This is a genomic window from Lysobacter sp. A289, assembly GCF_054072675.1.
This window is the reverse complement of record NZ_JBSVRN010000001.1, coordinates 230,424-253,569: the sequence shown is the minus strand read 5'-3', so window position 1 is coordinate 253,569 and position 23,146 is coordinate 230,424. Positions and strand designations below refer to the sequence as shown.

The 23,146-nt window shown below is 62.2% G+C and carries 30 protein-coding genes; 26 read left to right on the top strand and 4 right to left on the bottom strand.

Going from position 1 to position 23,146, the window contains the following annotated elements:
- Window positions 1-58: 58 nt before the first annotated feature.
- On the bottom strand, window positions 59-1,330 hold the full coding sequence (gene murA, locus ACW5DN_RS01290; protein ID WP_456960960.1) for a UDP-N-acetylglucosamine 1-carboxyvinyltransferase: 1,272 nt from the start codon (window positions 1,328-1,330) through the stop codon (window positions 59-61).
- 2 nt (window positions 1,331-1,332) lie between these two features.
- Complete coding sequence (locus ACW5DN_RS01285) at window positions 1,333-1,569, bottom strand: BolA family protein (RefSeq protein ID WP_456960959.1); 237 nt, start codon at window positions 1,567-1,569, stop codon at window positions 1,333-1,335.
- Between the two features lie 186 nt (window positions 1,570-1,755).
- Here ACW5DN_RS01285 and ACW5DN_RS01280 point away from each other — a divergent pair, with 186 nt between their 5' ends.
- The 13 genes from ACW5DN_RS01280 to ptsP all read left to right on the top strand — a co-directional run bounded on the left by ACW5DN_RS01280 (window position 1,756) and on the right by ptsP (window position 12,012).
- A complete protein-coding gene (locus tag ACW5DN_RS01280) occupies window positions 1,756-2,760 on the top strand; it encodes a KpsF/GutQ family sugar-phosphate isomerase (RefSeq protein ID WP_456960958.1) in 1,005 nt (334 codons plus the stop codon).
- Window positions 2,761-2,766: 6 nt separating this feature from the next.
- Window positions 2,767-3,384, top strand: coding sequence for a KdsC family phosphatase (locus tag ACW5DN_RS01275; protein ID WP_456960957.1), 618 nt, complete (start codon window positions 2,767-2,769; stop codon window positions 3,382-3,384).
- Window positions 3,381-3,947, top strand: coding sequence for an LPS export ABC transporter periplasmic protein LptC (lptC, locus tag ACW5DN_RS01270; RefSeq protein WP_456960956.1), 567 nt, complete (start codon window positions 3,381-3,383; stop codon window positions 3,945-3,947). Before ACW5DN_RS01275 ends, lptC begins: the two co-directional genes overlap by 4 nt.
- 7 nt (window positions 3,948-3,954) lie before the next feature.
- Window positions 3,955-4,542, top strand: a complete 588-nt coding sequence (lptA, locus tag ACW5DN_RS01265) for a lipopolysaccharide transport periplasmic protein LptA (RefSeq protein ID WP_456960955.1) — start codon at window positions 3,955-3,957, stop codon at window positions 4,540-4,542.
- Window positions 4,542-5,261: an LPS export ABC transporter ATP-binding protein gene (lptB, locus tag ACW5DN_RS01260; protein WP_456960954.1), complete on the top strand. Its 720-nt coding sequence runs from the start codon at window positions 4,542-4,544 to the stop codon at window positions 5,259-5,261. Before lptA ends, lptB begins: the two co-directional genes overlap by 1 nt.
- Window positions 5,262-5,351: 90 nt before the next feature.
- Window positions 5,352-6,776 carry an RNA polymerase factor sigma-54 gene (locus ACW5DN_RS01255; RefSeq protein ID WP_456960953.1) on the top strand — a complete coding sequence of 475 codons (1,425 nt, stop codon included), beginning with the start codon at window positions 5,352-5,354 and terminating at the stop codon, window positions 6,774-6,776.
- Between the two features lie 69 nt (window positions 6,777-6,845).
- Entirely contained in the window at window positions 6,846-7,175 is a 330-nt protein-coding gene (gene hpf / locus ACW5DN_RS01250) for a ribosome hibernation-promoting factor, HPF/YfiA family (protein ID WP_456960952.1), read from the top strand.
- A 5-nt stretch (window positions 7,176-7,180) separates the two neighbouring features.
- A complete protein-coding gene (locus ACW5DN_RS01245) occupies window positions 7,181-7,642 on the top strand; it encodes a PTS sugar transporter subunit IIA (RefSeq protein ID WP_456960951.1) in 462 nt (153 codons plus the stop codon).
- Window positions 7,642-8,601: an HPr(Ser) kinase/phosphatase gene (hprK, locus tag ACW5DN_RS01240; RefSeq protein WP_456960950.1), complete on the top strand. Its 960-nt coding sequence runs from the start codon at window positions 7,642-7,644 to the stop codon at window positions 8,599-8,601. Before ACW5DN_RS01245 ends, hprK begins: the two co-directional genes overlap by 1 nt.
- Complete coding sequence (rapZ, locus tag ACW5DN_RS01235; RefSeq protein WP_456960949.1) at window positions 8,601-9,539, top strand: RNase adapter RapZ; 939 nt, start codon at window positions 8,601-8,603, stop codon at window positions 9,537-9,539. Before hprK ends, rapZ begins: the two co-directional genes overlap by 1 nt.
- Window positions 9,540-9,542: 3 nt before the next feature.
- Entirely contained in the window at window positions 9,543-9,935 is a 393-nt protein-coding gene (locus tag ACW5DN_RS01230; RefSeq protein WP_456960948.1) for a PTS sugar transporter subunit IIA, read from the top strand.
- A gap of 75 nt (window positions 9,936-10,010) precedes the next feature.
- Complete coding sequence (locus ACW5DN_RS01225) at window positions 10,011-10,280, top strand: HPr family phosphocarrier protein (RefSeq protein WP_456960947.1); 270 nt, start codon at window positions 10,011-10,013, stop codon at window positions 10,278-10,280.
- A 10-nt stretch (window positions 10,281-10,290) separates the two neighbouring features.
- Complete coding sequence (gene ptsP, locus ACW5DN_RS01220) at window positions 10,291-12,012, top strand: phosphoenolpyruvate--protein phosphotransferase (protein WP_456962921.1); 1,722 nt, start codon at window positions 10,291-10,293, stop codon at window positions 12,010-12,012.
- Here the strand turns inward: ptsP and ACW5DN_RS01215 are convergent.
- Window positions 12,006-12,425, bottom strand: coding sequence for a hypothetical protein (locus ACW5DN_RS01215; RefSeq protein WP_456960946.1), 420 nt, complete (start codon window positions 12,423-12,425; stop codon window positions 12,006-12,008). The two genes, ptsP and ACW5DN_RS01215, sit on opposite strands and share 7 nt — an antisense overlap.
- A 161-nt stretch (window positions 12,426-12,586) precedes the next feature.
- Between ACW5DN_RS01215 and mgtE the strand changes: the two genes are divergently transcribed.
- Window positions 12,587-13,948 carry a magnesium transporter gene (gene mgtE, locus ACW5DN_RS01210; RefSeq protein ID WP_456960945.1) on the top strand — a complete coding sequence of 454 codons (1,362 nt, stop codon included), beginning with the start codon at window positions 12,587-12,589 and terminating at the stop codon, window positions 13,946-13,948.
- Window positions 13,949-13,973: 25 nt separating this feature from the next.
- On the opposite strand, the gene ACW5DN_RS01205 is transcribed toward mgtE, so the two are convergent.
- Window positions 13,974-14,987, bottom strand: a complete 1,014-nt coding sequence (locus ACW5DN_RS01205; RefSeq protein WP_456960944.1) for an integron integrase — start codon at window positions 14,985-14,987, stop codon at window positions 13,974-13,976.
- A gap of 933 nt (window positions 14,988-15,920) precedes the next feature.
- On the opposite strand from ACW5DN_RS01205, the gene ACW5DN_RS01200 reads away from it, so the two are divergent.
- The 12 genes from ACW5DN_RS01200 (at window position 15,921) to ACW5DN_RS01145 (ending at window position 23,146) form a co-directional block, all read left to right on the top strand.
- A complete protein-coding gene (locus ACW5DN_RS01200) occupies window positions 15,921-16,232 on the top strand; it encodes a DUF5076 domain-containing protein (RefSeq protein WP_456960943.1) in 312 nt (103 codons plus the stop codon).
- Between the two features lie 588 nt (window positions 16,233-16,820).
- Window positions 16,821-17,306: a hypothetical protein gene (locus ACW5DN_RS01195; RefSeq protein WP_456960942.1), complete on the top strand. Its 486-nt coding sequence runs from the start codon at window positions 16,821-16,823 to the stop codon at window positions 17,304-17,306.
- A 73-nt stretch (window positions 17,307-17,379) separates the two neighbouring features.
- Window positions 17,380-17,748 (top strand): Imm50 family immunity protein, encoded by a 369-nt coding sequence (locus ACW5DN_RS01190; RefSeq protein WP_456960941.1) that lies wholly within the window; start codon window positions 17,380-17,382, stop codon window positions 17,746-17,748.
- Window positions 17,749-17,778: 30 nt separating this feature from the next.
- On the top strand, window positions 17,779-18,423 hold the full coding sequence (locus ACW5DN_RS01185) for a hypothetical protein (protein ID WP_456960940.1): 645 nt from the start codon (window positions 17,779-17,781) through the stop codon (window positions 18,421-18,423).
- A 554-nt stretch (window positions 18,424-18,977) separates the two neighbouring features.
- Window positions 18,978-19,229 carry a hypothetical protein gene (locus ACW5DN_RS01180; protein WP_456960939.1) on the top strand — a complete coding sequence of 84 codons (252 nt, stop codon included), beginning with the start codon at window positions 18,978-18,980 and terminating at the stop codon, window positions 19,227-19,229.
- A 166-nt stretch (window positions 19,230-19,395) separates the two neighbouring features.
- Entirely contained in the window at window positions 19,396-19,686 is a 291-nt protein-coding gene (locus tag ACW5DN_RS01175) for a hypothetical protein (protein WP_456960938.1), read from the top strand.
- 58 nt (window positions 19,687-19,744) lie between these two features.
- Window positions 19,745-20,065, top strand: a complete 321-nt coding sequence (locus ACW5DN_RS01170; protein WP_456960937.1) for a hypothetical protein — start codon at window positions 19,745-19,747, stop codon at window positions 20,063-20,065.
- Window positions 20,066-20,090: 25 nt separating this feature from the next.
- Complete coding sequence (locus ACW5DN_RS01165) at window positions 20,091-20,483, top strand: hypothetical protein (protein WP_456960936.1); 393 nt, start codon at window positions 20,091-20,093, stop codon at window positions 20,481-20,483.
- Between the two features lie 549 nt (window positions 20,484-21,032).
- Window positions 21,033-21,371 carry a hypothetical protein gene (locus ACW5DN_RS01160; RefSeq protein WP_456960935.1) on the top strand — a complete coding sequence of 113 codons (339 nt, stop codon included), beginning with the start codon at window positions 21,033-21,035 and terminating at the stop codon, window positions 21,369-21,371.
- A gap of 129 nt (window positions 21,372-21,500) precedes the next feature.
- Complete coding sequence (locus ACW5DN_RS01155; protein WP_456960934.1) at window positions 21,501-21,974, top strand: hypothetical protein; 474 nt, start codon at window positions 21,501-21,503, stop codon at window positions 21,972-21,974.
- Window positions 21,975-22,096: 122 nt separating this feature from the next.
- Entirely contained in the window at window positions 22,097-22,516 is a 420-nt protein-coding gene (locus ACW5DN_RS01150; protein ID WP_456960933.1) for a hypothetical protein, read from the top strand.
- An 18-nt stretch (window positions 22,517-22,534) separates the two neighbouring features.
- Window positions 22,535-23,146 carry a hypothetical protein gene (locus tag ACW5DN_RS01145; protein ID WP_456960932.1) on the top strand — a complete coding sequence of 204 codons (612 nt, stop codon included), beginning with the start codon at window positions 22,535-22,537 and terminating at the stop codon, window positions 23,144-23,146.

The following is a 23,146-nucleotide window of genomic DNA, read 5'->3' as shown; positions in this document are numbered from 1 at the left end:
GGGCGCATTAACAATGCGCCGACTTGGTAACGCGCCGGATACGTCACGCGTCACCCGGTCAACCGACACGGCGAATTTTCGCGCCCAGGCCGGACAGCTTCTCTTCGATGTTCTCGTAGCCGCGGTCGAGGTGGTAGATACGGCTGATGGTGGTCTCGCCGCTGGCGACCAGCCCGGCCAGGATCAGTGACGCCGAAGCGCGCAGGTCGGTGGCCATCACCGGGGCCCCACTGAGCTGCTCGACCCCGCGTACCACCGCCATATGCCCGTCGACGCGGATATCCGCGCCCAACCTCATCAGTTCGTTGACGTGCATGAAGCGGTTCTCGAAGATCGTCTCGGTCACCACTCCGACCCCATCGGCGATGCAGTTCATTGCCATGAATTGCGCCTGCATGTCGGTGGGAAACGCCGGATGCGGCGCGGTGGTCAAATCAACCGCCTTAGGCCGGCGGCCCTGCATGTCCAGGGTGATGCGGTCTCCGGCACAGTCGATCAACGCGCCGGCTTCCACCAATTTGTCGAGCACGGCCTCCATCGTGTCCGGCCGCGCATGGTGCGCGGTAATACGGCCCCCGGTCATCGCCGCGGCCACCAGGAACGTCCCGGTCTCGATCCGGTCGGGTACCACCGAATGCGCGCCGCCGTGCAGCCGTTCGACACCATGGATCACGATCCGGCCAGTTGCCTCGCCCTCGATCCGCGCGCCCATCGCACGCAGGCACTCGGCCAGGTCGACGATCTCCGGCTCCATCGCCGCGTTCTCCAGCACCGTGGTGCCTTCGGCCAGCGTCGCCGCCATCATCACGTTCTCGGTCGCACCGACGCTGATCATCTCGAACACGTGCCGTGCGCCCTTCAGCCGTGAAGCGCGCGCGTTGATGAAGCCGTTTTCCACCGTGATCTGCGCGCCCAGCGCCTGCAGACCCTTGATGTGCAAGTCGACCGGACGCGAGCCGATCGCGCAGCCACCAGGCAGCGATACTTCCGCGTGGCCGTACCTGGCCAGCAGTGGCCCCAGCACCAGCACCGAGGCGCGCATGGTGCGGACCAGCTCGTAGGGCGCCACCTGACTGTGCACCGTGGTCGGATCCACGGTGATGCCCCCGCTTCCGCCGAACGCGCGCTCGTCAATGCTGATGCCCGCGCCGATCTCGGCCAGCAGCTTGGCGCTGGTCACCACGTCGTGCAGGTGCGGGACGTTGCTGATCGCCACCGGCGCATCGGCCAGCAGGGTCGCAAACAGAATCGGCAGCACGGCGTTCTTGGCGCCGGAGATCCGCACCTCGCCGTTCAGGACGTTGCCACCTTCCACGACGATCTGTTGCATGCTCAGCCCTGCCCGGCTTCAGCGGGCGTCAATGTTTTCAGTGCCAGGGCGTGAATCTCCCCGCCCATGCGGTCGCCCAGGGTTGCGTAGACCAGGCGGTGGCGGGCCAGCGGCAGCTTGCCGGCAAATGCGTCGCTGACCACGGTGGCCTCGAAGTGCACGCCATCCTCGCCGGATACGTCAGCGCTGGCGCCCGGCAAGCCGAGCTCGATCAGGGTTTTTATGGTGTCAGGATTCACGGTTTCGGGTCTCGACGAAAGCGGCGAAATTGACTCGCCGGATGGAAGCAGGAATCGATCCGGATCGGACCACCCGCATGCATCCATCGCTCCACGGTGGGGACGGGTTCAGCGGATGGGGTACGCAGCCGGACAAACTGGGTAAAATCAACCCTCCCAGCCTAGCGGAAAGCCCCCTGCTCCGAAATGGCAACATCTCCCAGCCCCGTCCATGACTCCCCTGGAACCGACTTCGCCGGCAGCGGTCGGCGCGTATTCGATATCGAAGCCACGGCCCTGGCCGCGGTGGCTGCCCGGCTGGATGGCGAGTTCAGCGCCGCCTGCCGTTTGATGCTGGACGTGCGCGGCCGCGTGGTCACCACCGGCATGGGCAAGTCCGGCCACATCGCGCGCAAGATCGCCGCCACCCTGGCCTCCACCGGCACGCCCGCGTTCTACGTGCACCCCGGTGAAGCCGGCCACGGCGACCTGGGGATGATTACCGATGCCGACGTGGTCCTGGCGCTGTCCTACTCGGGCGAGAGCGATGAGGTGGCGATGCTGTTGCCCGGCCTGAAGCGCCAGGGCAACCGGTTGATCTCGATGACCGGTCGCAGCAACTCCACGCTGGCGCTCGCGTCCGATGTCCATCTTGACGTCAGCGTCCCGGCCGAAGCCTGCCCGCTGCACCTGACGCCCACTTCCAGCACCACAGCCTCGTTGGCGATGGGCGATGCCCTTGCCGTCGCCTTGCTGGAAGCGCGCGGCTTCACCGCCGACGACTTCGCCCGCTCGCATCCGGCCGGCGCACTCGGCCGGCGCCTGCTGCTGCACATCGCCGACATCATGCACGGCGGCGACCAGATCCCCCGCGTCAAGGCCGATGCCAGCGTCAGCGAGGCGCTGGTGGAGATGAGCCGCAAGCGGCTGGGCATGACCGCGATCATCGATGACACCGGCAAGCTGTTGGGGCTGTATACCGACGGCGACCTGCGACGCAGCCTGGACGACAGCGAAGTCGACCTGCGAAGCACCCCGATTGCCCAGGTGATGACCAGGTCACCCCGCACGATCGGTTCGGGCGCGCTCGCGGTGGAGGCGGCGCAACTGATGGAAGCGCACAAGATCAGCGGATTGCTGGTGGTCGATCCGGACAACCACGTGGTCGGTGCGCTCAACATTCACGATCTGTTGCGCGCCCGGGTGGTGTAGAGACCTATGTCCGACAATTACCTGGACGACACTCCTGCGGCGATTATCGAGCGCGCCAAGCGCGTGCGACTGGCCTGTTTCGACATTGACGGCACGCTGACCGATGGCCGCTTGCTGTTTGACAGCGAAGGCGGCGAGCTCAAGGCGTTCCATGTGCACGACGGCCTCGGCCTGGTGCTGTTACGCAAAGCCGGGGTCGAAGTGGCGTTCGTCACCGCGCGCGCGAGCACGATTGTCGAGCGGCGCGGTGCCGAGCTCGGGCTCACCGAGGTCCACACCGCGGTCAAGGACAAGCTGGCGCGGGTGGGTGAGATCGCGGCAAGACTGGGCGTCGGTCTGGACCAGGTGTCGTTCATGGGCGATGACCTGCCCGACCTGCCGACGATGCAGCAGGTCGGCTTTGCAGTTGCGCCGACCACCGCCCATCCGTGGGTACGCGATCGCGCACACTGGTGCACCACCCTCGCGGCAGGTGCGGGTGCAGCTCGCGAGTTCTGCGACCTGGTGCTGGCCGCCCAAGGCCGGCTCCCGGCCGTGCTCGACGAGGGTCATGCCGACCAGGGTCATGCCGACGCGCGTTCCACCGGCTCGGTCCCGACCATCGCCGCACGGGACAACGCGTGAACTGGCGCGTGGCCATCACCATGGTGCTGCTTGCTGGCGCTGCGATCAGTGGCTGGTCGCTGTGGACCAAGTGGGGCGACAACACCCCCGCTTTGACGGAGGCCGCCGGTGCCCGCCCCGACTACGTGCTCAACGACTTCGAGCTGGTGGCGTTGAATGACCAGGGCCAGGAGTCGTTCACGCTGCGCGCGCCCCTGCTGACTCGCGATCCGGGTACCGAAGCGATGGAAATTGCCACACCCCTGTTCCTGATCCCGCCACAGGCGGGCAGCGATGGCGATGCTTGGCAGGTCCGGTCAAAAACCGGCTGGATCAGCGGCGACGGTGACGAGCTGCGCCTGCGCGGCGCGGTCAAAGCCACCAGCGAGGGCGGCAACGATGCTCCGGTCACCATCACCACCGAGCAGCTGAATGTATTCCCCGAGAAAGACCTGGTGACATCCGCGGTCGCGGTCACGATTAATCAGCCGGGCTCTATACTTCGCGGCAATGGGCTGGAGGTGGATCTGGCCAGCAAGCAATACACGCTCAAATCCAAGGTCAATTCCCGCTATGTCCCGTAACCATTCGATGTCATCCGTCCGCTGGCTACTGCTGGCGATGCTGGTCGCTTGCGGCTCGTCGGCCTTCGCGCGCCAGTCCGACCGCAACCAGCCGATGGATATCAACGCCGGCAAACAGGTCGGCAGCCTGGACGACAGCACCCCCACGGTCTTGTCCGGCAATGTCACCATCGATCAGGGCAGCCTGCACGCTGAAGCGGCGCGAGCGGAAATACAGACCAGCAATGGCGACATCGCGCGCGTGGTGCTGACCGGCTCGCCCGCGACCCTCCAGCAGCAGATGGACGACGGCACCCGCATGTCCGCCGTCGCCAGCAAGATCGACTACAACGTCACCACCGACAACGTGGTGTTCACCGGCAAGGTCAACATCAAGCAGCCACGCGGCACGCTGAGCGGCGAGCGCGTGGTGTACAACATGACCAGCGGCCAGGTCACCAGCGGCGGTGAAGGCAATGGTCGGGTGAAGATGCGGATCATGCCCAAGACCACCGGCAGCAAACAACCCGCTGCGGACTCCGGCGCAACGCCGACGCAAGCCCAGCCGGTCGAGAGCGACGGCAGCGACGCCGACAGCCCCGTGGAGGGCGGCTGATGCTGGTCGCCAAGGGACTGCGCAAGTCCTATCGTTCGCGCGAGGTCGTACGCGATTTCGGCCTGACCCTGGATGCCGGCGAAGTGGTCGGCCTGCTCGGTCCCAACGGCGCGGGAAAGACCACCTGTTTCTACATGATCGTCGGGCTGGTTCCTGCCGATGCCGGCCAGATCATGCTCGATGGCAAGGACATCACCGGCGAGCCGATGTATGCGCGCGCCAGATACGGCGTGGGCTACCTGCCACAGGAACCGTCGGTGTTCCGCAAGCTGACCGTCGCCGACAACCTGCGCGTGGTGCTGGAGCTGCGCGATGATCTCGACAAGGCCGGGCGCGAGCGCGAACTGGCCGCATTGATGGACGAGCTGCAGGTCAGCCACGTCGCCGAGCAACTGGGGGCGAGCCTGTCGGGTGGCGAACGTCGCCGGGTGGAGATCGCCCGCGCACTGGCCGGCAATCCGCGTTTGATGTTGCTGGACGAACCGTTCGCCGGCGTCGACCCGATCTCGGTCGGCGAGATCCAGCGCATCGTGCGCCACCTCAAGAACCGCGGCATCGGCGTGCTGATCACCGACCACAACGTGCGCGAGACCTTGGGAATTTGTGACCGGGCGTATATCCTCAACGATGGTGGCGTGCTCGCGCAGGGGGCTCCGGACGCGCTGCTGGCCAATCCCGACGTCCGTCGCGTCTATCTGGGCGACGCCTTCCGCTTGTAGCCGGAAGGCTTGTACCCCGGTGCAGTCCATACCGGGCATGATGCATGTGTAGCGGCCGTCTCCACTATCGGGTCGCGTTGCCTTTTGATCATGAAGCCCCAACTACAAATCTCGCTCGGCCAACATCTGGTGATGACGCCGCAATTGCAGCAGGCGATTCGCCTGTTGCAACTGTCGGCAGTCGAACTGGACGCCGAACTGGTCACCGCGGTCGAAAGCAATCCGCTGCTGGACTGGGCCGAGACCATGGTTGCGGACGGCCCGGCGGACCCGCCCGCCGGTGCCGGCGACCAGGAATCCATCGGCCGCGATACGCCCGCACCGACGGAAGCGGAATGGAGCGGCGGCGATGGCGAGACCTGGTACCAACGCTCCGGTCCACGCGACCCCGACGATGATGATCAATCGTCCGACCAGGTAGCCGAGCCCGACAGCCTGCAAGACCACCTGTTGTGGCAATTGCATCTCAGCCCATTGTCGCCACGCGACCGCCACATCGCGGTGAGGTTGATCGAGGCGATCGACGATGACGGCTACTTCCGCGAATCACTGGAATCCATCGCCGCCGCGCTCGCCCCGGAACTGCAGGTGGACGACGGGGAAATCTGCACCGCGTTGTGCCAGATCCAGCGCTTCGACCCGGTCGGGGTCGGCGCACGCGACCTGGGCGAGTGTCTGCGCCTGCAGCTGGAGCCGCTGTGCGGGGACACCCCGGGCAAGGCCTTGGCACTGCAACTGACCGATGGTCCGCTGGAGCGCTTGCCGCGCATTGGTATCGCCGGGCTCGCCGCGCAGATGAAGCTGGCGGTCGAACAGGTCGAGACTGCGGTGCAACTGCTGCGCACGCTGGATCCGCGTCCCGGAGCCAGCATCGGCGCCATCGCCCATGACACCTACGTCTCCCCGGACGTGGTGATCTGGCGCCAGCATGGCCTGTGGCACGTTGCGCTATCGGAAAGCATGCGTCCACGGGTCAGTATCCACCGCGGTTACGAAGGCATGATCGGCAAAGCCAGCAGCGCCGACGCCAGTTACCTCAAGGGCCACCTGCAGGAAGCTCGCTGGCTGCTCAAGAGTCTGGAGGCGCGCGGTGAAACGATGCTCAAGGTGGCCCGCTGCCTGATCAGCCAGCAGGCCGGATTCCTGGAGTTCGGTGACAGCGCGCTGCGGCCATTGACCTTGCGTGAAGTGGCCGCCGAGATCGGCATGCATGAATCCACCGTATCGCGCGCCGTATCGCGCAAATATGCGCGCACCCCGCGCGGCACCATACCGTTGCGCAATTTCTTCGCCTCCGGCATCGATACCGGCGGCGGCGGCGAAGCGTCCAGCACCGCCATCCAGTCGATGATCCGCAAGCTGGTCGACGCCGAGAATCCGCGCAAGCCCCTCTCCGATGCGCGGCTGGCCGATGCCCTGAAACAGGCAGGCATTCCGGTCGCCCGCCGTACCGTGGCCAAGTACCGCGAAGCCATGGGCATTTACCCGTCCAAGGACCGGGTGCGAATCGCCTGATCTGGACCGCCAACCGGCCGCTGGCTGGGCTATGCTGAACTCCCGTCGCGACGTTAGAGGAGTCCTCCCATGCGTATCGAAGTCTACGGCCAGCAGATCGACATCACCGCCGCCCTCCAGGATCACGTGGAAACCAAGCTCGCGCGCCTGCAGCGCCACTTTGAGCAGCCGTTCGAAGTGCGGGTTCAGCTGGGCCTGGACAAGCCCGACCAACGTGCCGAGGCCACCATCACCTGCGCCGGGAGGACCTTTCATGCCGTCGCGGCGGCGGCTGACATGTACGCTGCCGTCGACCTGCTGACCGACAAGCTGGACCGGCTGCTGATCAAGCACAAGGACAAACAGGTCGACCAGCACCGCCGTGCCGAGAGCTTGGCGCGTATCACCGAACCCGGCTAGTCCCAATGCCCCTGCACCAACTGCTCGACGGCGACCGCATCGCGATCGTCCCTGGATCCCACACCCGCGCGACGGTGATCGACACCGCCGCGCGGATGCTGGCGACCCAGGACGACTACCCATCGATCCGCGACAGCCTGCGCTCACGCGAGCGCCTGGCCAGCACCGCGATCGGCCACGGGGTGGCGATTCCACACGGCCGGACCGGTTTGGTCGGGCACACCCGCGGGGCATTCCTGCACCTGCTCAAGCCGGTGGACTTCGGCGCCCTCGACGGCCAGCCGGTCGACCTGGTGCTGGCAATGGTGGTGCCCGAGCACTTCGTGCATGAGCACCTGGAACAGTTGGCCGAGCTGGCCGAACAATTCTCCGTTACCGGTTTTTGCGCCCATCTGCGCCAGGCCGGCAACGTCGATGAACTGCGCCGCCGCCTGTTGCAACCGCTCGCACACCCCCAGGTGGCGTGATGCCGATATCGAGCGCGCGCATCAGTGCCAACGAACTGTTCGACCAGCAGCGTGAGCGCCTCAAGCTGCGTTGGTTTGCCGGCCAGGCGGGCGGCGATCGCATGCTGGAAGCGGTGGAAACCGTGGCCCGGCGGCCGTCGCTGGCCGGTTACCTGAACGCGATCTACCCCAACAAAGTGCAGATACTGGGCACCGAGGAATTGACCTGGCTGGATTCGCTGGACTCGCGCCACCGCTGGGAGACGATCGAGAAGATCATCCAGTTCCGGCCGCTGGCGCTGGTGATCACCAAGGGCCAAGACTGTCCCACCGACCTGATCGAAGCCGCCGAGGAATCGCTGACTCCGCTGTGGGGCTCACCCGCACGCGGGCACGAGTTGCTCAACCACCTGCAATACCACCTGGCTCGTGCCCTGGCGCCACGAATCACCCTGCATGGGGTATTCATGGAGATCTATTCGATCGGCGTGCTGATTACCGGCGATGCCGGCGCCGGCAAAAGCGAGCTCGCACTGGAGCTGGTAAGCCGTGGCCACCGACTGGTCGCCGACGATGCACCGGAGTTCACCCAGATCGCGCCGGACGTGCTTGACGGTACCTGTCCCGAGCTGCTCCAGGATCTGTTGGAAGTCCGCGGCCTGGGGGTGCTGAACATCCGCCAGATGTTTGGCGACACCGCCGTCAAGACCAATAAATACCTGCGCCTGATTATCCATCTAACCCGTCCCAGCGAGACCAGCGAGCTCGATGGGATGGCACGGTTGACCGGCGATAACCAGACCCGCCGGGTGCACGACCTGGACGTACCGATGAGCTCGCTGCCGGTGATGCCGGGACGCAACCTGGCGGTATTGGCCGAGGCCGCGACCCGCCTGCACAGCTTGCGCATGAAAGGCATGGACCCGGCGGCGGCATTCATCGCCCGGCACAACAACTTCCTCGAACGTGGCACCAGCTGATGGCCAACAACCTGCCCACTTCCTCGCCCTCCTCGCCGGAGCCGACCCGCACCAGATCCGCGGACACCCGTGCGGGCACCGACGCGCTGGTCATCGTCAGCGGCATGTCGGGTTCCGGCAAGTCGGTGGCGTTGAAGACCTTCGAGGACCTGGGCTACTACTGCGTGGACAACCTGCCGGCCGAGTTGCTGCCCGCGTTCGTACGCAGCGCCACCGGGGGCTCGACCACGGCCAAGCTTGCGGTCGGTATCGACGTGCGCAACAGCCACAGCGACCTGAGCAACATCCCGACCTGGCTGTCGGAGGTTGGAAAGCTCGGCCTGGATCCGCGACTGGTGTTCTTCGAGTGTCGCGACGACATCCTGCTCAAGCGCTACGCCGATACCCGTCGACGCCATCCACTGAGCCATCTGGGCCTGTCACTTCCCGACGCGATTGCGCTGGAGCGCCAGGTACTGCGGCCGCTGCGACAGCTGGCCGATGTCGACCTCGATACCAGCGACCTGAACGTCCACCAGTTGCGGCGCCACGTCATCACCGAGTTCGCCCTGGGCAACGACAGCGCGGTGTCACTGTTGTTCGAATCGTTCGCCTACCGCCATGGCGTGCCGAAGGACGCGGATTTCGTGTTCGACGCCCGTTGCCTACCCAACCCGCACTGGGACCCGATCCTGCGGCCGTTGTCGGGACGCGATGGTGCGGTTGGCGATTATTTCGCCGCCCAGCCACTGGTCAACCAGTTCGTCGAACAAGTCAGTGGTTTCCTGGATACCTGGTTGCCGCGACTGCACGAAGACACCAGCCGCAGCTACATCACCGTGGCGTTCGGCTGTACCGGCGGGCGACACCGCTCGGTTTATCTGGCCGAACGCATGGCCCGGCACGCACGTGAGCAGGGATGGGACGAGGTCGCGGTCCACCATCGCGAGATCGACTGAGCCATGGCCGTTGGCATACTCCTCATTACCCACGAAGGCATCGGTAGCGCCGTGCTGGCGGTCGCCTCACGACTGCTGAACCCGTTGCCACTGCGGGCCGAGGCCCTGGAGGTGCCGTTTGACGGCGACCCCGACCAGCTCTTGCCCGGCGCCAGCGCCGCGTTGCGCCGGGTGGATGGCGGCGACGGCGTGCTGGTGCTGACGGACCTGTACGGTTCCACGCCCAGCAACCTGGCTGCCAAGCTGGCCGCGCTGGGCACCCCGGTCAGGCGGGTTTCCGCGTTGAGCTTGCCGATGCTGTTGCGGGTGATGAACTACGCCGAGCTGGACCTGGACCAATTGCCGGCCGTGGCTGGGGCTGGCGCGCGTAACGGTGTGCGGCTGGATGACAGCTGATCATGGCGCTGGCACCGATGCAATGCCCCTCACTGTTGACTACAGCCCCGTGACTACCGTTTTTGGAACCCTGCCATGATCGAACGCGAATTGACCGTCTCCAACCGTTTGGGCCTGCATGCCCGCGCCACCGCCAAACTGGTGCAGCTGCTATCGGGTTACCAGTGCAGCGCGACGCTGATTGCCAAAGGTCGCGAGGTCAACGCCAAGAGCATCATGGGGGTGATGTTGCTGGCCGCCGGCCAAGGTACCCAGGTCCGGTTGCGGGTCGATGGCGACGATGAATCGGCCGTCGCGGAGGCAGTCAGCGCGTTGTTCGAACGTTGCTTTGACGAGGACCAGTAGGATCAAGCGGATACGACAGGAGCTTCGCGGACAACCGGCCTCACGCGGCAACGCACTGGGCCGTGCCCGCGTGCGCCTGCCGCATGTGCTGGACGTGATCGAGGAGCGCATCGCGCCCGATGCCGTTGACGCCGAGCTGGAACGACTGCACAGCGCAATCGATCGCGTACGCAACGACATGCACGGACTGCGCGATCAGTTGCAAGGGGCGCTGGCGCACGAGGTCGGCGAGTTCCTGGACCTGCACGCCCTGCTTCTGGACGATCCGGAGCTGCTCAAGGGGCTGGACGAGCTGATACGCAGCGATCGCTACAGCGCCGACTATGCACTGCGCCTGCAACGCGATCGCATCGCCGCGGTGTTCAACACCATGGACGATGACTACTTCCGCAGCCGGCTGGACGATATCGACCAGGTGATCGGCCGCGTCCACGCCGCATTGCACCGTCGCACCAGCGGGATGAAAGGCGTCGCTGGCGATATCCTGGTCAGCGACAACGTCGCCCCGGCCGAGCTGGCCCAGTTGCAAGCCCAGGGAGTGGTCGCGATCGTGACCGCCAGTGGCAGCCCGTTGTCGCATAGCGCCATCCTGGCCCGCAGCCTGCACCTGCCGCTGGTGGTTGGCGTGGCCAGCGTGCTGCAGCGAATCAACGATGGCGACGCGCTGATCGTCGATGGCGGCACCGGGACGGTGATCCTGGAACCGGCACCCGCGGATCTGCGCCGCCACCGCACCGCGCAACGCGGCTACGTGCGCGAACGACGCGAGCTCAATCGCCTGCGTCGCGAGCCCAACCGCACCCGCGACGATACCGAGATCGAGCTGTACGCCAACGCGGAATCGCGCGCAGACGTCGCCGAGGCGCACGCATTGGGCGCCACCGGGATCGGCCTGTATCGGACCGAATTCCTGTTTCTGCAACGCAATGAACTGCCGGACGAGCAGGAGCAATTCCAGGCCTATCGCGATGTGATCCTGGGGATGAGCGGACGTCCGGTGACCATCCGCACCCTCGACGTCGGCGCCGACAAGGCGGACCGCACCGACCTTGCCCTGCGCGACGAATCAAACCCCGCGCTGGGCCTGCGTGGGATACGGTTGTCGCTGGCGCGCGCCGACTTGCTGGAGACCCAGTTGCGCGCCCTGCTGCGTGCATCGGGCTACGGGCCGCTGCGGATCCTGCTGCCAATGATCACCAGCCGTGATGAAGTGCGCCAGGCGCGTCAGCACATCAAGCGCATTGCTCGCGACCTGCACGGCGAAGGCCATGAGATGGCCGGCCATGTCGCGGTGGGCGCGATGATCGAGGTTCCGGCGGCGGCGATCTCACTGGCGGATTTCATTGGTGAGACGGACTTCCTGTCCATCGGCACCAATGACCTGATCCAGTACCTGCTCGCCGCCGACCGCAACAACGAGGCACTGGGCGAGCTGTACACCTTGCTGCACCCGGCCGTGCTGCGGGTGTTGCGCGATGTGATCCGGGTGGCAAAACGGCGCCAGGTGCCGATTGCGCTATGCGGCGAGGTTGCCGGCGATGCCCGTTTTGCCCCGCTGCTGCTGGCGCTGGGGCTGGAGCAATTCAGCATGCATCCGACCAGCCTGCTAGAGGTGCGCCGCACCATCCGCGACTGCGACCTGGCCCGGCTGCGCGCCCATGCACCGGCATTGATGCGCGCGCGCGACCGCGGCGAGATTGAGCGTTGGCTGGACAACCAGCTCGGTCATTGACCAGCGGTTGTCCCGGCGGCGGCCTCACAACGACCCGGACCGGCAGCGACCGCGGCCAGCAGCATGTCGGTATCACGATCGACCAAAATGAACACCATGCCGTCGGAGGTCCACACGTCGGTCTGTTCGGTACCCATGGACTCGTCGCTGCGAGCAAAGACCTGGCGCTCGTCCGCGCCAATCTGGATCTCGATCTTCGAGCTCATCGACAACGGCACATCCCAGTTGACCGCACTGCGATACGTGCCGTCCGGTGCACAACCCGGGCCAGCCGGGGTCACGGTGAACGTCACCCCGGGCTCCGCGAACGGCAGCTGCGTGGGCACCTCGGGTGCGCTGCAAGCGGCAAGCATCAAACCGGTGGCAAGGGCAATCGCCGAGTGGCGGACAAGTCTGGGTGTCGGATAGCGCATGTTGAAAACCGGGTCGGAAATAATGGCGTATCAATACCACGAAGTCGCCGGCATCGACCCTTATCGCTGGGCACAAACGCCGGGAGCAGGGATAATCCTTCGATGACCACATGAAGCTGGTCGCATCCGGCGCGGGTGCGGCTTCCTGACCAGGAGCACGCATGGCCGAAGCCGTCCGCCACGACAAGACCTCGCATCAATTGCGGATGCTCTCCGACGCCCTCGACAGCGGGCGCCTGGGCCCGGTACGACGGCTGGTCAATACCCTTTCCCCTGCCGAGATCGGCAACCTGCTGGAATCGCTGCCGCTGGGCAAGCGGGTCATCGTCTGGGGGCTGGTGGATCCCGAGGACGACGGTGAGGTCCTGGTCCACGTCGGCGATGAGGTGCGCGAAAGCCTGCTGGCGGACATGGACCCCGACGAGATCATCGCCGCGGTCGGCGACCTCGACATCGATGACCTTGCCGACCTGGTCGAAGACCTGCCCGACACCGTCATCGATGAAGTGCTCAAGTCGATGGACCGGGAAAACCGCGAGCGCCTCGAGCAGGTGCTTTCCTACCCCGAAGGCACCGCCGGGCGCCTGATGAACCCCGACGTGGTGACCGTGCGCGCCGATACCACCGTCGACGTGGTGCTGCGCTTCCTGCGCCTGCGCGGCGAGCTGCCCGAACACACCGACCACCTCTACGTGGTCAGTCGGCGCCATCAGTACCGCGGCCGGATCGCCCTGGCCGCATTGCTGACCCACGAACCATCCACGCCGATCAACCGCCTGCTCGACGACGAACAGCCGGCATTCGACGTGGACGAATCGGCCAACGAGGTGGCCCGCCAGTTCTCCGATCACGACTGGCTGAGCGCACCGGTGGTCGATGACACCCACACCTTGCTGGGCCGCATCACCGTCGATGACGTGGTCGACATCATCCGCGAACAAGCCGAGCACCAAGCCTTGAGCGCGGCAGGCCTGGACGAGGACGAAGACATGTTCAGCCCGGCCCGGCGCGCCTTCCGGCGCCGGTTGATCTGGCTCGGTGTAAACCTGTGCACGGCGTTCCTGGCGGCCGGCGTGATTGGTCGTTTCGAAGGCTCGATCGAGAAGATCGTCGCGCTGGCGATCCTGATGCCGATCGTGGCGGGGATGGGTGGCAATGCCGGCACCCAGGTACTTGCGCTGATGATCCGGGGACTGGCCCTGGGCCAGATCGGCGCCTCCAACGTCGGCGAGCTGCTGCGCAAGGAGCTTGCCGTCGCCCTGATCAACGGCCTGTGCCTGGGCATCGGATTAGGAGTTATCGTACTGCTGTGGTTCCGCGACCCGATGTTGTCGCTGGTGATCGGCGTCGCCCTGACCATCAACCTGCTGACCGCCGCCGCCGGCGGTGTACTGGTGCCACTGAGCCTGAAGCGGATGGGATTCGACCCGGCATTGGCCGGCGGGGTTCTGCTGACCACGATCACCGACGTGATGGGGTTCCTGAGTTTCCTGGGGCTGGCGACCCTGGTGTTGCTGAACTGAGCTCCGAATCGCTGCGCACGCACATTCAATCGCGATCCAACGGGCTGAGCACCCCGCCCGCTCCGCGACCCAACACGTGGGTATAGATCTGCGTGGTCGCCACGTCCTTGTGGCCAAGCAGCTCCTGCACCGTGCGGATGTCGTGCCCGTCCTCCAGCAGATGGGTGGCGAACGAATGGCGCAGCGTATGGCAGGTCGCCGGCTTGTCGATCCCGGCGCGTGCCCGCGCGGTCTTGACCGCACGTTGCAGCACGCCCTCGTCGACATGGTGGCGCCGCTTGCTGCCGTCGCGCGGATCCAGCGAATGGCGCACCGACGGAAACACGAATTGCCAACCGAGTTCGCGGCCGGCATTGGCATACTTGCGCGCCAGCGCATGCGGCAAGCTGACCACACCGAGACCCTGCAACAGGTCCTGCGCGTGTATCACCCGCACCCGCTCGACCTGCTCCCGCAACCGCTCGCGCAACTTGCGCGGCAAAGGCACCCGCCGATCCTTGCCACCCTTGCCATTGCGCACGCAGATCTCGTTGCGGCCGAAGTCCACGTCCTTGACCCGCAGCCGCACGCACTCCATTAGCCGCATCCCGGCGCCATACAACAGCGCCGCCATCAGCCACACCTGGCCATCGAGCAACGCAAGCAACCGGATCACCTCATCGCGCGACAGAACCACCGGAATCCGCTGCGGTCGCTTGGCCCGGACCACCGACTCCATCCATGGCAACTCGATGCCGAGCACCTGCCTGTACAGAAACAACAACGCCGACAGCGCCTGGTTCTGGGTGCTCGCCGCCACGTTGTCGCGCGTCGCCAGCGACGACAGGAACGCCTCCACCTCCACCACCCCCATGTCGCGCGGGTGCCGCTTGCGATTGGCCAGGATGAAACGCTTGATCCAGTACAGATAGACCCGTTCGGTGCGCAGGCTGTAATGCTTCAACCGGCACCGAGCCCGCACCTGCTCCAGCAAGCGCGGCGGACGAGCAGGCAAAGCCTCGCTGCCAGATAACACCGCGATTTCGGGACGATAAGACATGACACCCCACAAAAGCCGCTTTCCCCAGCCAGCTTTCACTCCAAGCGACTGTGGTGTAAGTGGATAAGTCGCTGATGTAGGGTAGGATTTCCCTGATTGACGGCGCCCCAGATTAAAGGCGCCGATCCGATAACCCCCCACTTTGGGGATCTACTAAGCGTTAGGCCGCATGGAAGACTCGATCGCACGCTTGCTAGATCAATACGGAACCGTCGCGGATGGGTCGAGCGCGCTGCTGCGGGCAGACCTTCTTGCTCTGTGCCAAGAGCACTCCGCTTCGGAGACCGCGTTCTGCGATGCTTTCGCTCTGGAACTCGTGCGTCGTTACGCAACTGGAGACCTGGACGCAGATGGCGCTGCATTTGCAGCAGACGACCTCCACGAGGCCGCGGACTTTGCACTGCCACCGTTCGCTAGGCGCGTGTTTGATCTCTTGGAGTATCGTGAGGCGTCGCCAGCTGATGCTCGGCAGTTTCTAGAGGGGCGCGGCCATGGCACTGCGGCCTAATAAGCGTTAGGCCCCATGAGAAAGTTCGTCCTCCTCTTGCTTGCTCTTGGATTGCTAGCGGCTTGTGGTCAAACCACTCCAGCTGACGCGCGTTCCATTGCTTATGAGCGCTTGTCCGCACTCTCGGATCGCCCGTCGCTACAAGGAGAGACGCTTGTCAAGGCGCTCCAAGTCACTGAGCAAAGCGGTGGTACGTACCTCGTTGAGGCAAGGGATGAACCACGCAATCTTCTTTGGGCAGTCATTGTTCATCCGTCAGGAGAGTCGGAGATCACTCGGATGGCAATTGATGGGTAGATCCCGCTGGGGCCTAACAATTCGTTCAAGCCGAACTTGCTTCGCTCCACCAACAACATGGCAGGAAAAGCTTGCCATGTTGTTGCCTCCGCTACGCAAATCGGCTTAACTCAGGCGTTAGACCTGCTATGAAACCACTCGTAATCCCACCAGCAGCACAGCGAGATGAGAAGGCCATCCAGATGCTCAGCGCTTGGATTGCTGAGCAAGGGCAGCACTGCACTATCAAGGTTGGCTTGTGGCAGGACAACGGCCGCGACGAGGCTCCCGCTTGGGGCATCTTTCTTGCGGACACAATTCGTCACATCGCCAATGCGCTTCAAGAGCAATATGGTCAATCTGCCCCTGATTCCATCGCGGCCATCCTTGAGTCCCTTCACAACGAGCTCGGTGACCCCACTTCACCTGTCCAAGGCGGGTTCAGTCATGGTCACGGGTAGCAGGTCTAACAATTCATTCAAGCCAAACCCGCTTCGCGGGTCGGCTTAATTCAGGCGTTAGGCCGCTCGGAAACCGGTTGTATACTTCACTTGAACAACACTGATCGTGCGGCGGCCCCGTTGTTCACACCTTCGTCCGCACCTTCCTTGACTTGGCCGTTAGCCGGGTGCATGTTGAGGAGCGGCTATTCGGGTCGGCTCAACCGGAGGAAAAGCGATGAAGATCAAGCTAATCGTTGGAGTGGCGTTGCTCGCCACTGCGTTCAGTGCTTGGGCAGCGGCAGGTTGCCCGCTCGGCTGCTGCTGATAGCAAACCCAGATGTGTAGAGTGCCCCGCCTCAAGCGGGGCATTTTTTTACTCTGCTGCAAGAGCCACGTCGCCAGCTGCACGCGCTCGCAATCCATGCCTCGGCAAAAGCCTGGGGTATGCTCGGCCTGCGGTCGCACCAGCTGTCGGGCGCGGCCTAACAATTCGTTCAAGCCGAACCTACTTCGCTACACCAACAACATGGCAGGTAAAGCTTGCCATGTTGCCGGCTCCGCTACGCAGGTCGGCTTAACTCAGGCGTTAGGCCCCACACATACCTTATGCACTCACCCAAAGCTCATGATAGCGATCAACTTGAAACTGCCGCTGCCGCGGTAGTTGGTCAGATCATTTTTGTGTTTTCGAGCCTTGAGACCAATGTTGGCCTCTATCTACGCAACGCTGTTGGTGGCAACGACGTGGAGGCTGTAAATCCCCTTATTGTCCGTCTCTCCTTCAAGAGCAAGGTTGATGCGCTTCGCGAGGTCATAGAACACAAGTCCGCGTTAAGCCCGCCCTGCATGCAGGAGTTCCGGCAATGGCACACTGCAATTGACAGGTATCGCTCAAAGCGCAACTCTTTTGTACATGGTGCTTGGGCTATGCATCACTTCCGTCAGCAAGTCATTAACGTTGCGCCTGGCCTGCCAAGCGGCAAGCCGCGCAAAGAGACTCGCTATACCATTGAAGAGCTGGGCTCGGAGTTGGCTGCAGCGAAGCAGATTGCTGCAGCGTTCTATGACTGGAGTGAAAAATGGCCTGCCTAGTGGGGCCTAACAATTCATTCAAGCCGAACCCGCTTCGCGGGTCGGCTTAATTCAGGCGTTAGGCACCACAGGCATGATCTCGAAATCTGATGCAGTCACGTCAATCTTCGGCTACTGGCCGGAGTTCGCAGACGCCCGCTTGATCTCCTTCAGCTACTCGGCTGATAGCAGTGTCACGCTCGAGCTCTTCTACATCGACGTGTCTGCCGGTAAGGGCGCTGTGGTCAGCCTGTTATTCGCTGGCGTCCGAGATATCGAGCTCAATGACTTGGCATCGGACAACGTACTGGACCGCTTGGCGATCGCTGAGGGAAGTCCACTGCTCGTCACCCTCGAGCCTTGTATTGGCTTGGGTGGTAGCTTCACGTGCACGGCGGCCACAGTTACGGGAGTGGTGCCTAACAATTCATTCAAGCCGAAGCCGCTTCGCGGCTCGGCTTAATTCAGGCGTTAGAGCTCACAAGGAGTTTTTATGCGATCTATCGAAGAATCACCGCTTGAAGTTTACGTGGATTACACAGTTCTTCCTGCGAATCAAGCGGCTGTACTGCTATTGAGCCTGGAGAACTTGTATCAACTTGTCGCATCGGGTCGTGACAAAAGCGCCATAAGACTTCCTTATCGAGCCGAACAGATCGCTCAGCTTGGATACCCAACCGACAATGAAAGCGCTTTAAGCCTTGAGAGCTCAAATACCGGGAACTCAATTACTTTCCGTTTTGCTGGTCGTCGTCAGCCGAGCAGAATTCGCTGGGACGGATCGGATCTAAATTTCGTACTTCCTCGCTGGTCAGCGTCGGCCGTTGCCGTCGGCGCGCTCGTAATGGGCTCAATGCTTACTTATGACAAGTGGCTGGACATACAAGTTAAACAACTTGACGTTCAACAGGGCGCGCTTGAGATGGACAGACAGCATGCTGAGATTGAAAAGCTCAGAGCGGAAACAAGTGAAATAGTGCGTAGACTGAGAGAGCCGACTCAAGACGACTATTACCCTGAACGCCGCCGTCCTGATAGACACCTAGATGCAATTTCAAAAAACATTCAGGCCTTTCACTCCGTTGCTAGCCAGCCAAATATTAAAGTAGTGAAAATTAACGGAGAAAGCTTGAAGTGAGCTCTAACAATTCATTCAAGCCGAACTCACTTCGTGAGTCGGCTTAATTCAGGCGTTAGGTCCCACATGAGATTTTCCCGCTGGCTCAATTGGCGATTGGTGCTGCTCTTCGCCGTCCTGGGGCCTTTGTTCGGCGCCATGCCTCTGCTTTTGAGCGTCGCGCTGAGCGGAGAAGCCTCAGCCAACCTGGATCTTTTCGGTCTCTTTGTGGCTTGGGCCTATTTCTTCGGCACTCTGCCGGCCGCCCTCACTGGCTTGCTTGTTCCTGTCGTTGTCGGCTTGCTGCCACACCGGCACCGGGAAGCTGTTTGGGCTCAGCTACTAGCTGCCTCAACTGTCGCACTAGCAGTCAGCTGGCTCCTGTTCGCTACTCTTACCCCCTTCAGTGCGGAAAAATTGGCGGCACTGGGAGCTCTCAGTGGTCTGGCGTGCATGATCGTGGGCATAGCCCTCCGGGTGGGCCCTAACAATTCATTCAAGCCGAACCCGCTTCGCGGGTCGGCTTAATTCAGGCGTTAGGCGTCAACCCAATCAACGTAGCAGTTGGAGATCCAATGAACCAAGCTAATGAGATCAACGACCAGGTCGCTGGCATCCGGCTGTTAGCGCATCAAGCACTTTTGCAAATCCTCTATCGCAGCTGGGGTGCTCCGGCGTCGGAGCTAATGGCGGCTCTCCGCCATGCCAAAGAGGTAATGATTGCGGACTCCCTTCCGAAGCCGGTGACCGATTTGCAGATTCATTGGATCAACCATGAGTTCTCACTCATGGAAACATCGCTACAGGCAAGAATTGACGGGCGGTAGCTCATTCACCCGGGCATTGACGCCTAACAATTCGTTCAAGCCGAACCTACTTCGCTACACCAACAACATGGCAGGTTAAGCTTGCCATGTTGCCGGCTGCGCTACGCAGGTCGGCTTAACTCAGGCGTTAGGCGCGCTCTAGCAAGGCGCCCGCCCGGGGGCTCTAATGATCTGGACATTGCTGGCTGCACTCGTCGTCGTGACCCACGTTGTCGCAATAGTCTTGGGCCGGCCCACCCAGGATCGGTTTCAGCGCATTGCGTTTGGCTCAGAACTCGCCGGGCTGTTTAGCTTTCCGGTCGTGTTCTACTTCGCGATCAAGAGTTTCTGCATTGCCGGTGCATGTCGGCACGTCGACACTACCGGTCTCTATCTATCACTTGCAGTATTCGCGCTGCTTGCAACGGTTTCGCTGCTTTCTGCTGCAGGACTCGTGGTGCGTCGGTTGCGCGCCTAACAATTCATTCAAGCCGAAACCGCTTCGCGGTTCGGCTTAATTCAGGCGTTAGGCCTACTTGGAACCACTCATCACCCCTGATGGTCGCTACCTCGTGGTTCGCGGCCGTCTGTGGCGAGCTGCCAACCCGAGCCTCGCGCCCGACGTTCGTTCTAAGCTCGTAGGCGAGCTCATGAATGCACGCCGAGAAGTCAAAGCTGCCGGTCGAGCCCGAGATCAAGAGCGGCTCGCTGTGGCTCGTATCGCAGTGAATTCAGCCAAGATCTCCCTGGGCGAGCGCGGTCCAGTTTGGTGGGCCGACGGAACCAAGGACTTCAATCGGCACTTGGTCAAAAATACACCGTACGCAAGCTGGTACTTAGAAGTTGAGGTACGGTAGGCCTAACAATTCGTTCAAGCCGAACTTGCTTCGCTACACCAACAACATGGCAGGAAAAGCTTGCCATGTTGTCGGCTTCGCTACGCAAGTCGGCTTAACTCAGGCGTTAGGCCTCATGGACAGAGATGCGATTGCCGTGATTGAGATCGATGGAGCGGGCCAGCTCCACGTCGTTCCATCATCCCGCAAATTCCCTTTCATTTATCGCGAGGCCATGGAGGTTCAATGGGACACCTCGCGCTGCTCATTGCACTCTCCGGCACCGCGTGACTGGCCCTACGCTCGCTGGTTCCAGCAAGTTCTTGCAGCTGCACGCGAGCAAGGCTGTGAGTTGTACCCTACTGAAAGCACTCGGTGGCTCAACGTCGGGCCGGACACAAAAGCAGAGCTCTTGCAGGTCGTCGCCAAGGAGGCCTAACAATTCATTCAAGCCGAACCCGCTTCGCGGCTTCGGCAACACCGTCGCATCGGCAAGCGCGCCGCTCTCCTGTTCTTCGCGCTGCGGGTCGGCTTAATTCAGGCGTTAGGTGGTTGCTGTTGATAGTTCTGCATCGCTTCGGTCTTCGGGAATAACATCGCAACGTGCCGGCTGACTCCGGCAGCTTTCAGCGGCGATCGCGCTATCAGCGCGCCTTCATTGAACCCGGCTCCGGTGGTTCGGTCTTCGGACACATCCTCGGGTGCGTTCGCCCGGTTGGCGTCGCTTCGGTCGCTTGCCTCGTCTGTAGTTCCTGGCCGCCTTCACTCTCGTCCTTCGGCGGCATCCAAAGCATCGCATCTGGTACTGTTTCGGCTAGCGGCAGTGTTGTGGGGTCGGTTACTGGAAGCTCGTCCAGAACCCGGGCAGCACCGCCTAACAATTCGTTCAAGCCGAACCTGCTTCGCTACACCAACAACATGGCAGAAAAAGCTTGCCATGTTGTTGGCTCCGCTACGCAGGTCGGCTTAACTCAGGCGTTAGGCCGCTATGACAGACAGTCGCATTTCTAGTTCGCTGTCCACTGTGGCTGGCCTTCTCGCGGGCGTCGGCATTTTGCTGCTCGTCGTATCTGTTGGGTTCTCGGCGCTTCTTCTCTGGCATCAGGAAATTGCGGGCAGTGGCGCCAGGCGGGTTTTTGCACCGCTTTGGCTGCCCGCAACGTTCGCTGTCTGCTCCGCGCTGGTCGTTTCTGGTTCGGTTGCTCTGCGCCGCAAGCTCCCATACCACGCAAAGAGTTCTGCTCGTCGGCTGGCCGGTGCAGCCATGTTGCTCACGGTTGCCGCGTGGGCCATCTGTGGCATCGTATGGGTGGCCGCAGGCTCGTGAGCAGCGGCCTAACAATTCGTTCAAGCCGAACTTGCTTCGCTACACCAACAACATGGCAGATAAAGCTTGCCATGTTGTTGGCTCCACTACGCAAGTCGGCTTAACTCAGGCGTTAGGTGGCAGAGCAACATGACCGCTACTGCAAGAAAAACGCTTCGCGATCTTCAAGTGGCCCACGGGCTGCTTGAGGTGGAGGAAAGCACTGAACGTTTCAGAGTGCTTTGGGTAGCCTCAGTTGCGCTTTCTCGCGCAGTCGGTCATGTGCTGCAGAAGGTAGATTCAAACACTTCGCCGCAGCTCAAAGCCGCCATTTCGCAAGCGTATGCATCGTGGAAAGCCGAGCCGGAAGCGCATCAGATTTTCTTCGAGTTCATCGAGGAAGAGCGCAACTCAGTTCTAAAAGAGTATGAGTTTGGCTTCATGTCTGGGCCAGTAGATGTTCTAATATTGCCAGGCGGCTCTTCGGCTACCCTTGCAGACAACTTGTTCTGTCCTTTGAGTGACGGTCGCTTTGCAGGCGAAGACTGCCGGGATGTTCTGGGACTTGCAATCAATTGGTGGCAAACGCAGCTGGGGCTCATCGATCGTGCAGCTGCCACCTAACAATTCGTTCAAGCCGAACTTGCTTCGCTCCACCAACAACATGGCAGGTAAAGCTTGCCACGTTGTCGGCTCCGCTACGCAAGTCGGCTTAACTCAGGCGTTAGCGCCGCGGGGGAGATTCGATGCGTGCAATTGTCAGCATTGCTATTGGCATAGCAGCGTGGCTGCTGCTGGACTGGCTGGTCTTTCGCCAGTCGGATACCGTGAGGGTTCTCCCGCTCCAAGTGATCCACTTCTTAAAGGTAGTTCAGCCCAATTTTCTCGGCGCCTTGCTGCACATAGTTCCGTGGATGCTTACAGGACTCATAGCAGTCCGGCGCCCAGTTCTGTGTGGAGCAGTTGCTGCGGCTATCGCGAGCTGTATAAATAGTGCTGAGCTAGTGGCTCACGTACCGGATGGCTATCTGACGCAACTATTTGTCAGTTCACTTGCGCTTGCTACGGTGTGGTCACTGTACGGCGCAGCCGGTGCTGCACTCGGCAATGCGATGAGCGGCTCTAACAATTCATTCAAGCCGAACCCGCTTCGCGGGCCGGCTTAATTCAGGCGTTAGCTTGTTATGGCAACCTCTTCGCTACTGACATTCACTGACCTAGTAGCCGCCCTGGGCGGCTACACAATTGTTGTGGGAGCTCTCTCGGGATTTCTCGGTCGCATCTGGGTTCTGCGCGTCGTTGAACGGGAGAAATTCCAACTTCAACGCCAACTCGATCAGACCAATCGAATGCTTCAAGCTGATCTCGACCACCGCCTGCACATCAGCAAGACTCAGTTCGACTCGGAGTTCGCCAACTACAAGGAGATATGGTCCTTGCTAGTCGATCTCCGCATGAAGACTCTGCGACTGAGACCCATGCTTGACTACATTGATCCCGGCGAGACACAGCAAGAGAGACTAACAAAGCGGCTCAAAGAGTTTGGGCCGACCTTTACAGCCCTTCGCGACACTGTCGAAAAGAATAAGCCTTTCTACTCAGAGCAGGTGTACCAGCGCCTTTCTGAAGTAGTTGGCCTGTGCCACGATGAAGCAATAGACGCTGAGTATCATGAGCGGCCGCACAGCGAGTACTGGAAGGAAGCGAGAGCCAACCGGGAGAAGATATCCGGTGCAATCGACACTACTTGCGAAGAGATACGAAAGCGAGTCAATTCAGTCGTAGTAACAAGCTAA

What these genes read in the sequence shown, in the direction of transcription:
- murA (WP_456960960.1), bottom strand. Translation starts at nt 1,330, where the DNA reads ATGCAACAGATCGTCGTGGAAGGTGGCAACGTCCTGAACGGCGAGGTG.
- ACW5DN_RS01280 (WP_456960958.1), top strand. Translation starts at nt 1,756, where the DNA reads ATGGCAACATCTCCCAGCCCCGTCCATGACTCCCCTGGAACCGACTTC.
- ACW5DN_RS01275 (WP_456960957.1), top strand. Translation starts at nt 2,767, where the DNA reads ATGTCCGACAATTACCTGGACGACACTCCTGCGGCGATTATCGAGCGC.
- lptA (WP_456960955.1), top strand. Translation starts at nt 3,955, where the DNA reads ATGTCATCCGTCCGCTGGCTACTGCTGGCGATGCTGGTCGCTTGCGGC.
- lptB (WP_456960954.1), top strand. Translation starts at nt 4,542, where the DNA reads ATGCTGGTCGCCAAGGGACTGCGCAAGTCCTATCGTTCGCGCGAGGTC.
- ACW5DN_RS01255 (WP_456960953.1), top strand. Translation starts at nt 5,352, where the DNA reads ATGAAGCCCCAACTACAAATCTCGCTCGGCCAACATCTGGTGATGACG.
- hpf (WP_456960952.1), top strand. Translation starts at nt 6,846, where the DNA reads ATGCGTATCGAAGTCTACGGCCAGCAGATCGACATCACCGCCGCCCTC.
- ACW5DN_RS01245 (WP_456960951.1), top strand. Translation starts at nt 7,181, where the DNA reads ATGCCCCTGCACCAACTGCTCGACGGCGACCGCATCGCGATCGTCCCT.
- hprK (WP_456960950.1), top strand. Translation starts at nt 7,642, where the DNA reads ATGCCGATATCGAGCGCGCGCATCAGTGCCAACGAACTGTTCGACCAG.
- rapZ (WP_456960949.1), top strand. Translation starts at nt 8,601, where the DNA reads ATGGCCAACAACCTGCCCACTTCCTCGCCCTCCTCGCCGGAGCCGACC.
- ACW5DN_RS01230 (WP_456960948.1), top strand. Translation starts at nt 9,543, where the DNA reads ATGGCCGTTGGCATACTCCTCATTACCCACGAAGGCATCGGTAGCGCC.
- ACW5DN_RS01225 (WP_456960947.1), top strand. Translation starts at nt 10,011, where the DNA reads ATGATCGAACGCGAATTGACCGTCTCCAACCGTTTGGGCCTGCATGCC.
- ACW5DN_RS01215 (WP_456960946.1), bottom strand. Translation starts at nt 12,425, where the DNA reads ATGCGCTATCCGACACCCAGACTTGTCCGCCACTCGGCGATTGCCCTT.
- mgtE (WP_456960945.1), top strand. Translation starts at nt 12,587, where the DNA reads ATGGCCGAAGCCGTCCGCCACGACAAGACCTCGCATCAATTGCGGATG.
- ACW5DN_RS01205 (WP_456960944.1), bottom strand. Translation starts at nt 14,987, where the DNA reads ATGTCTTATCGTCCCGAAATCGCGGTGTTATCTGGCAGCGAGGCTTTG.
- ACW5DN_RS01200 (WP_456960943.1), top strand. Translation starts at nt 15,921, where the DNA reads ATGAAACCACTCGTAATCCCACCAGCAGCACAGCGAGATGAGAAGGCC.
- ACW5DN_RS01195 (WP_456960942.1), top strand. Translation starts at nt 16,821, where the DNA reads ATGCACTCACCCAAAGCTCATGATAGCGATCAACTTGAAACTGCCGCT.
- ACW5DN_RS01190 (WP_456960941.1), top strand. Translation starts at nt 17,380, where the DNA reads ATGATCTCGAAATCTGATGCAGTCACGTCAATCTTCGGCTACTGGCCG.
- ACW5DN_RS01185 (WP_456960940.1), top strand. Translation starts at nt 17,779, where the DNA reads ATGCGATCTATCGAAGAATCACCGCTTGAAGTTTACGTGGATTACACA.
- ACW5DN_RS01180 (WP_456960939.1), top strand. Translation starts at nt 18,978, where the DNA reads ATGAACCAAGCTAATGAGATCAACGACCAGGTCGCTGGCATCCGGCTG.
- ACW5DN_RS01175 (WP_456960938.1), top strand. Translation starts at nt 19,396, where the DNA reads ATGATCTGGACATTGCTGGCTGCACTCGTCGTCGTGACCCACGTTGTC.
- ACW5DN_RS01160 (WP_456960935.1), top strand. Translation starts at nt 21,033, where the DNA reads ATGACAGACAGTCGCATTTCTAGTTCGCTGTCCACTGTGGCTGGCCTT.
- ACW5DN_RS01155 (WP_456960934.1), top strand. Translation starts at nt 21,501, where the DNA reads ATGACCGCTACTGCAAGAAAAACGCTTCGCGATCTTCAAGTGGCCCAC.
- ACW5DN_RS01150 (WP_456960933.1), top strand. Translation starts at nt 22,097, where the DNA reads ATGCGTGCAATTGTCAGCATTGCTATTGGCATAGCAGCGTGGCTGCTG.
- ACW5DN_RS01145 (WP_456960932.1), top strand. Translation starts at nt 22,535, where the DNA reads ATGGCAACCTCTTCGCTACTGACATTCACTGACCTAGTAGCCGCCCTG.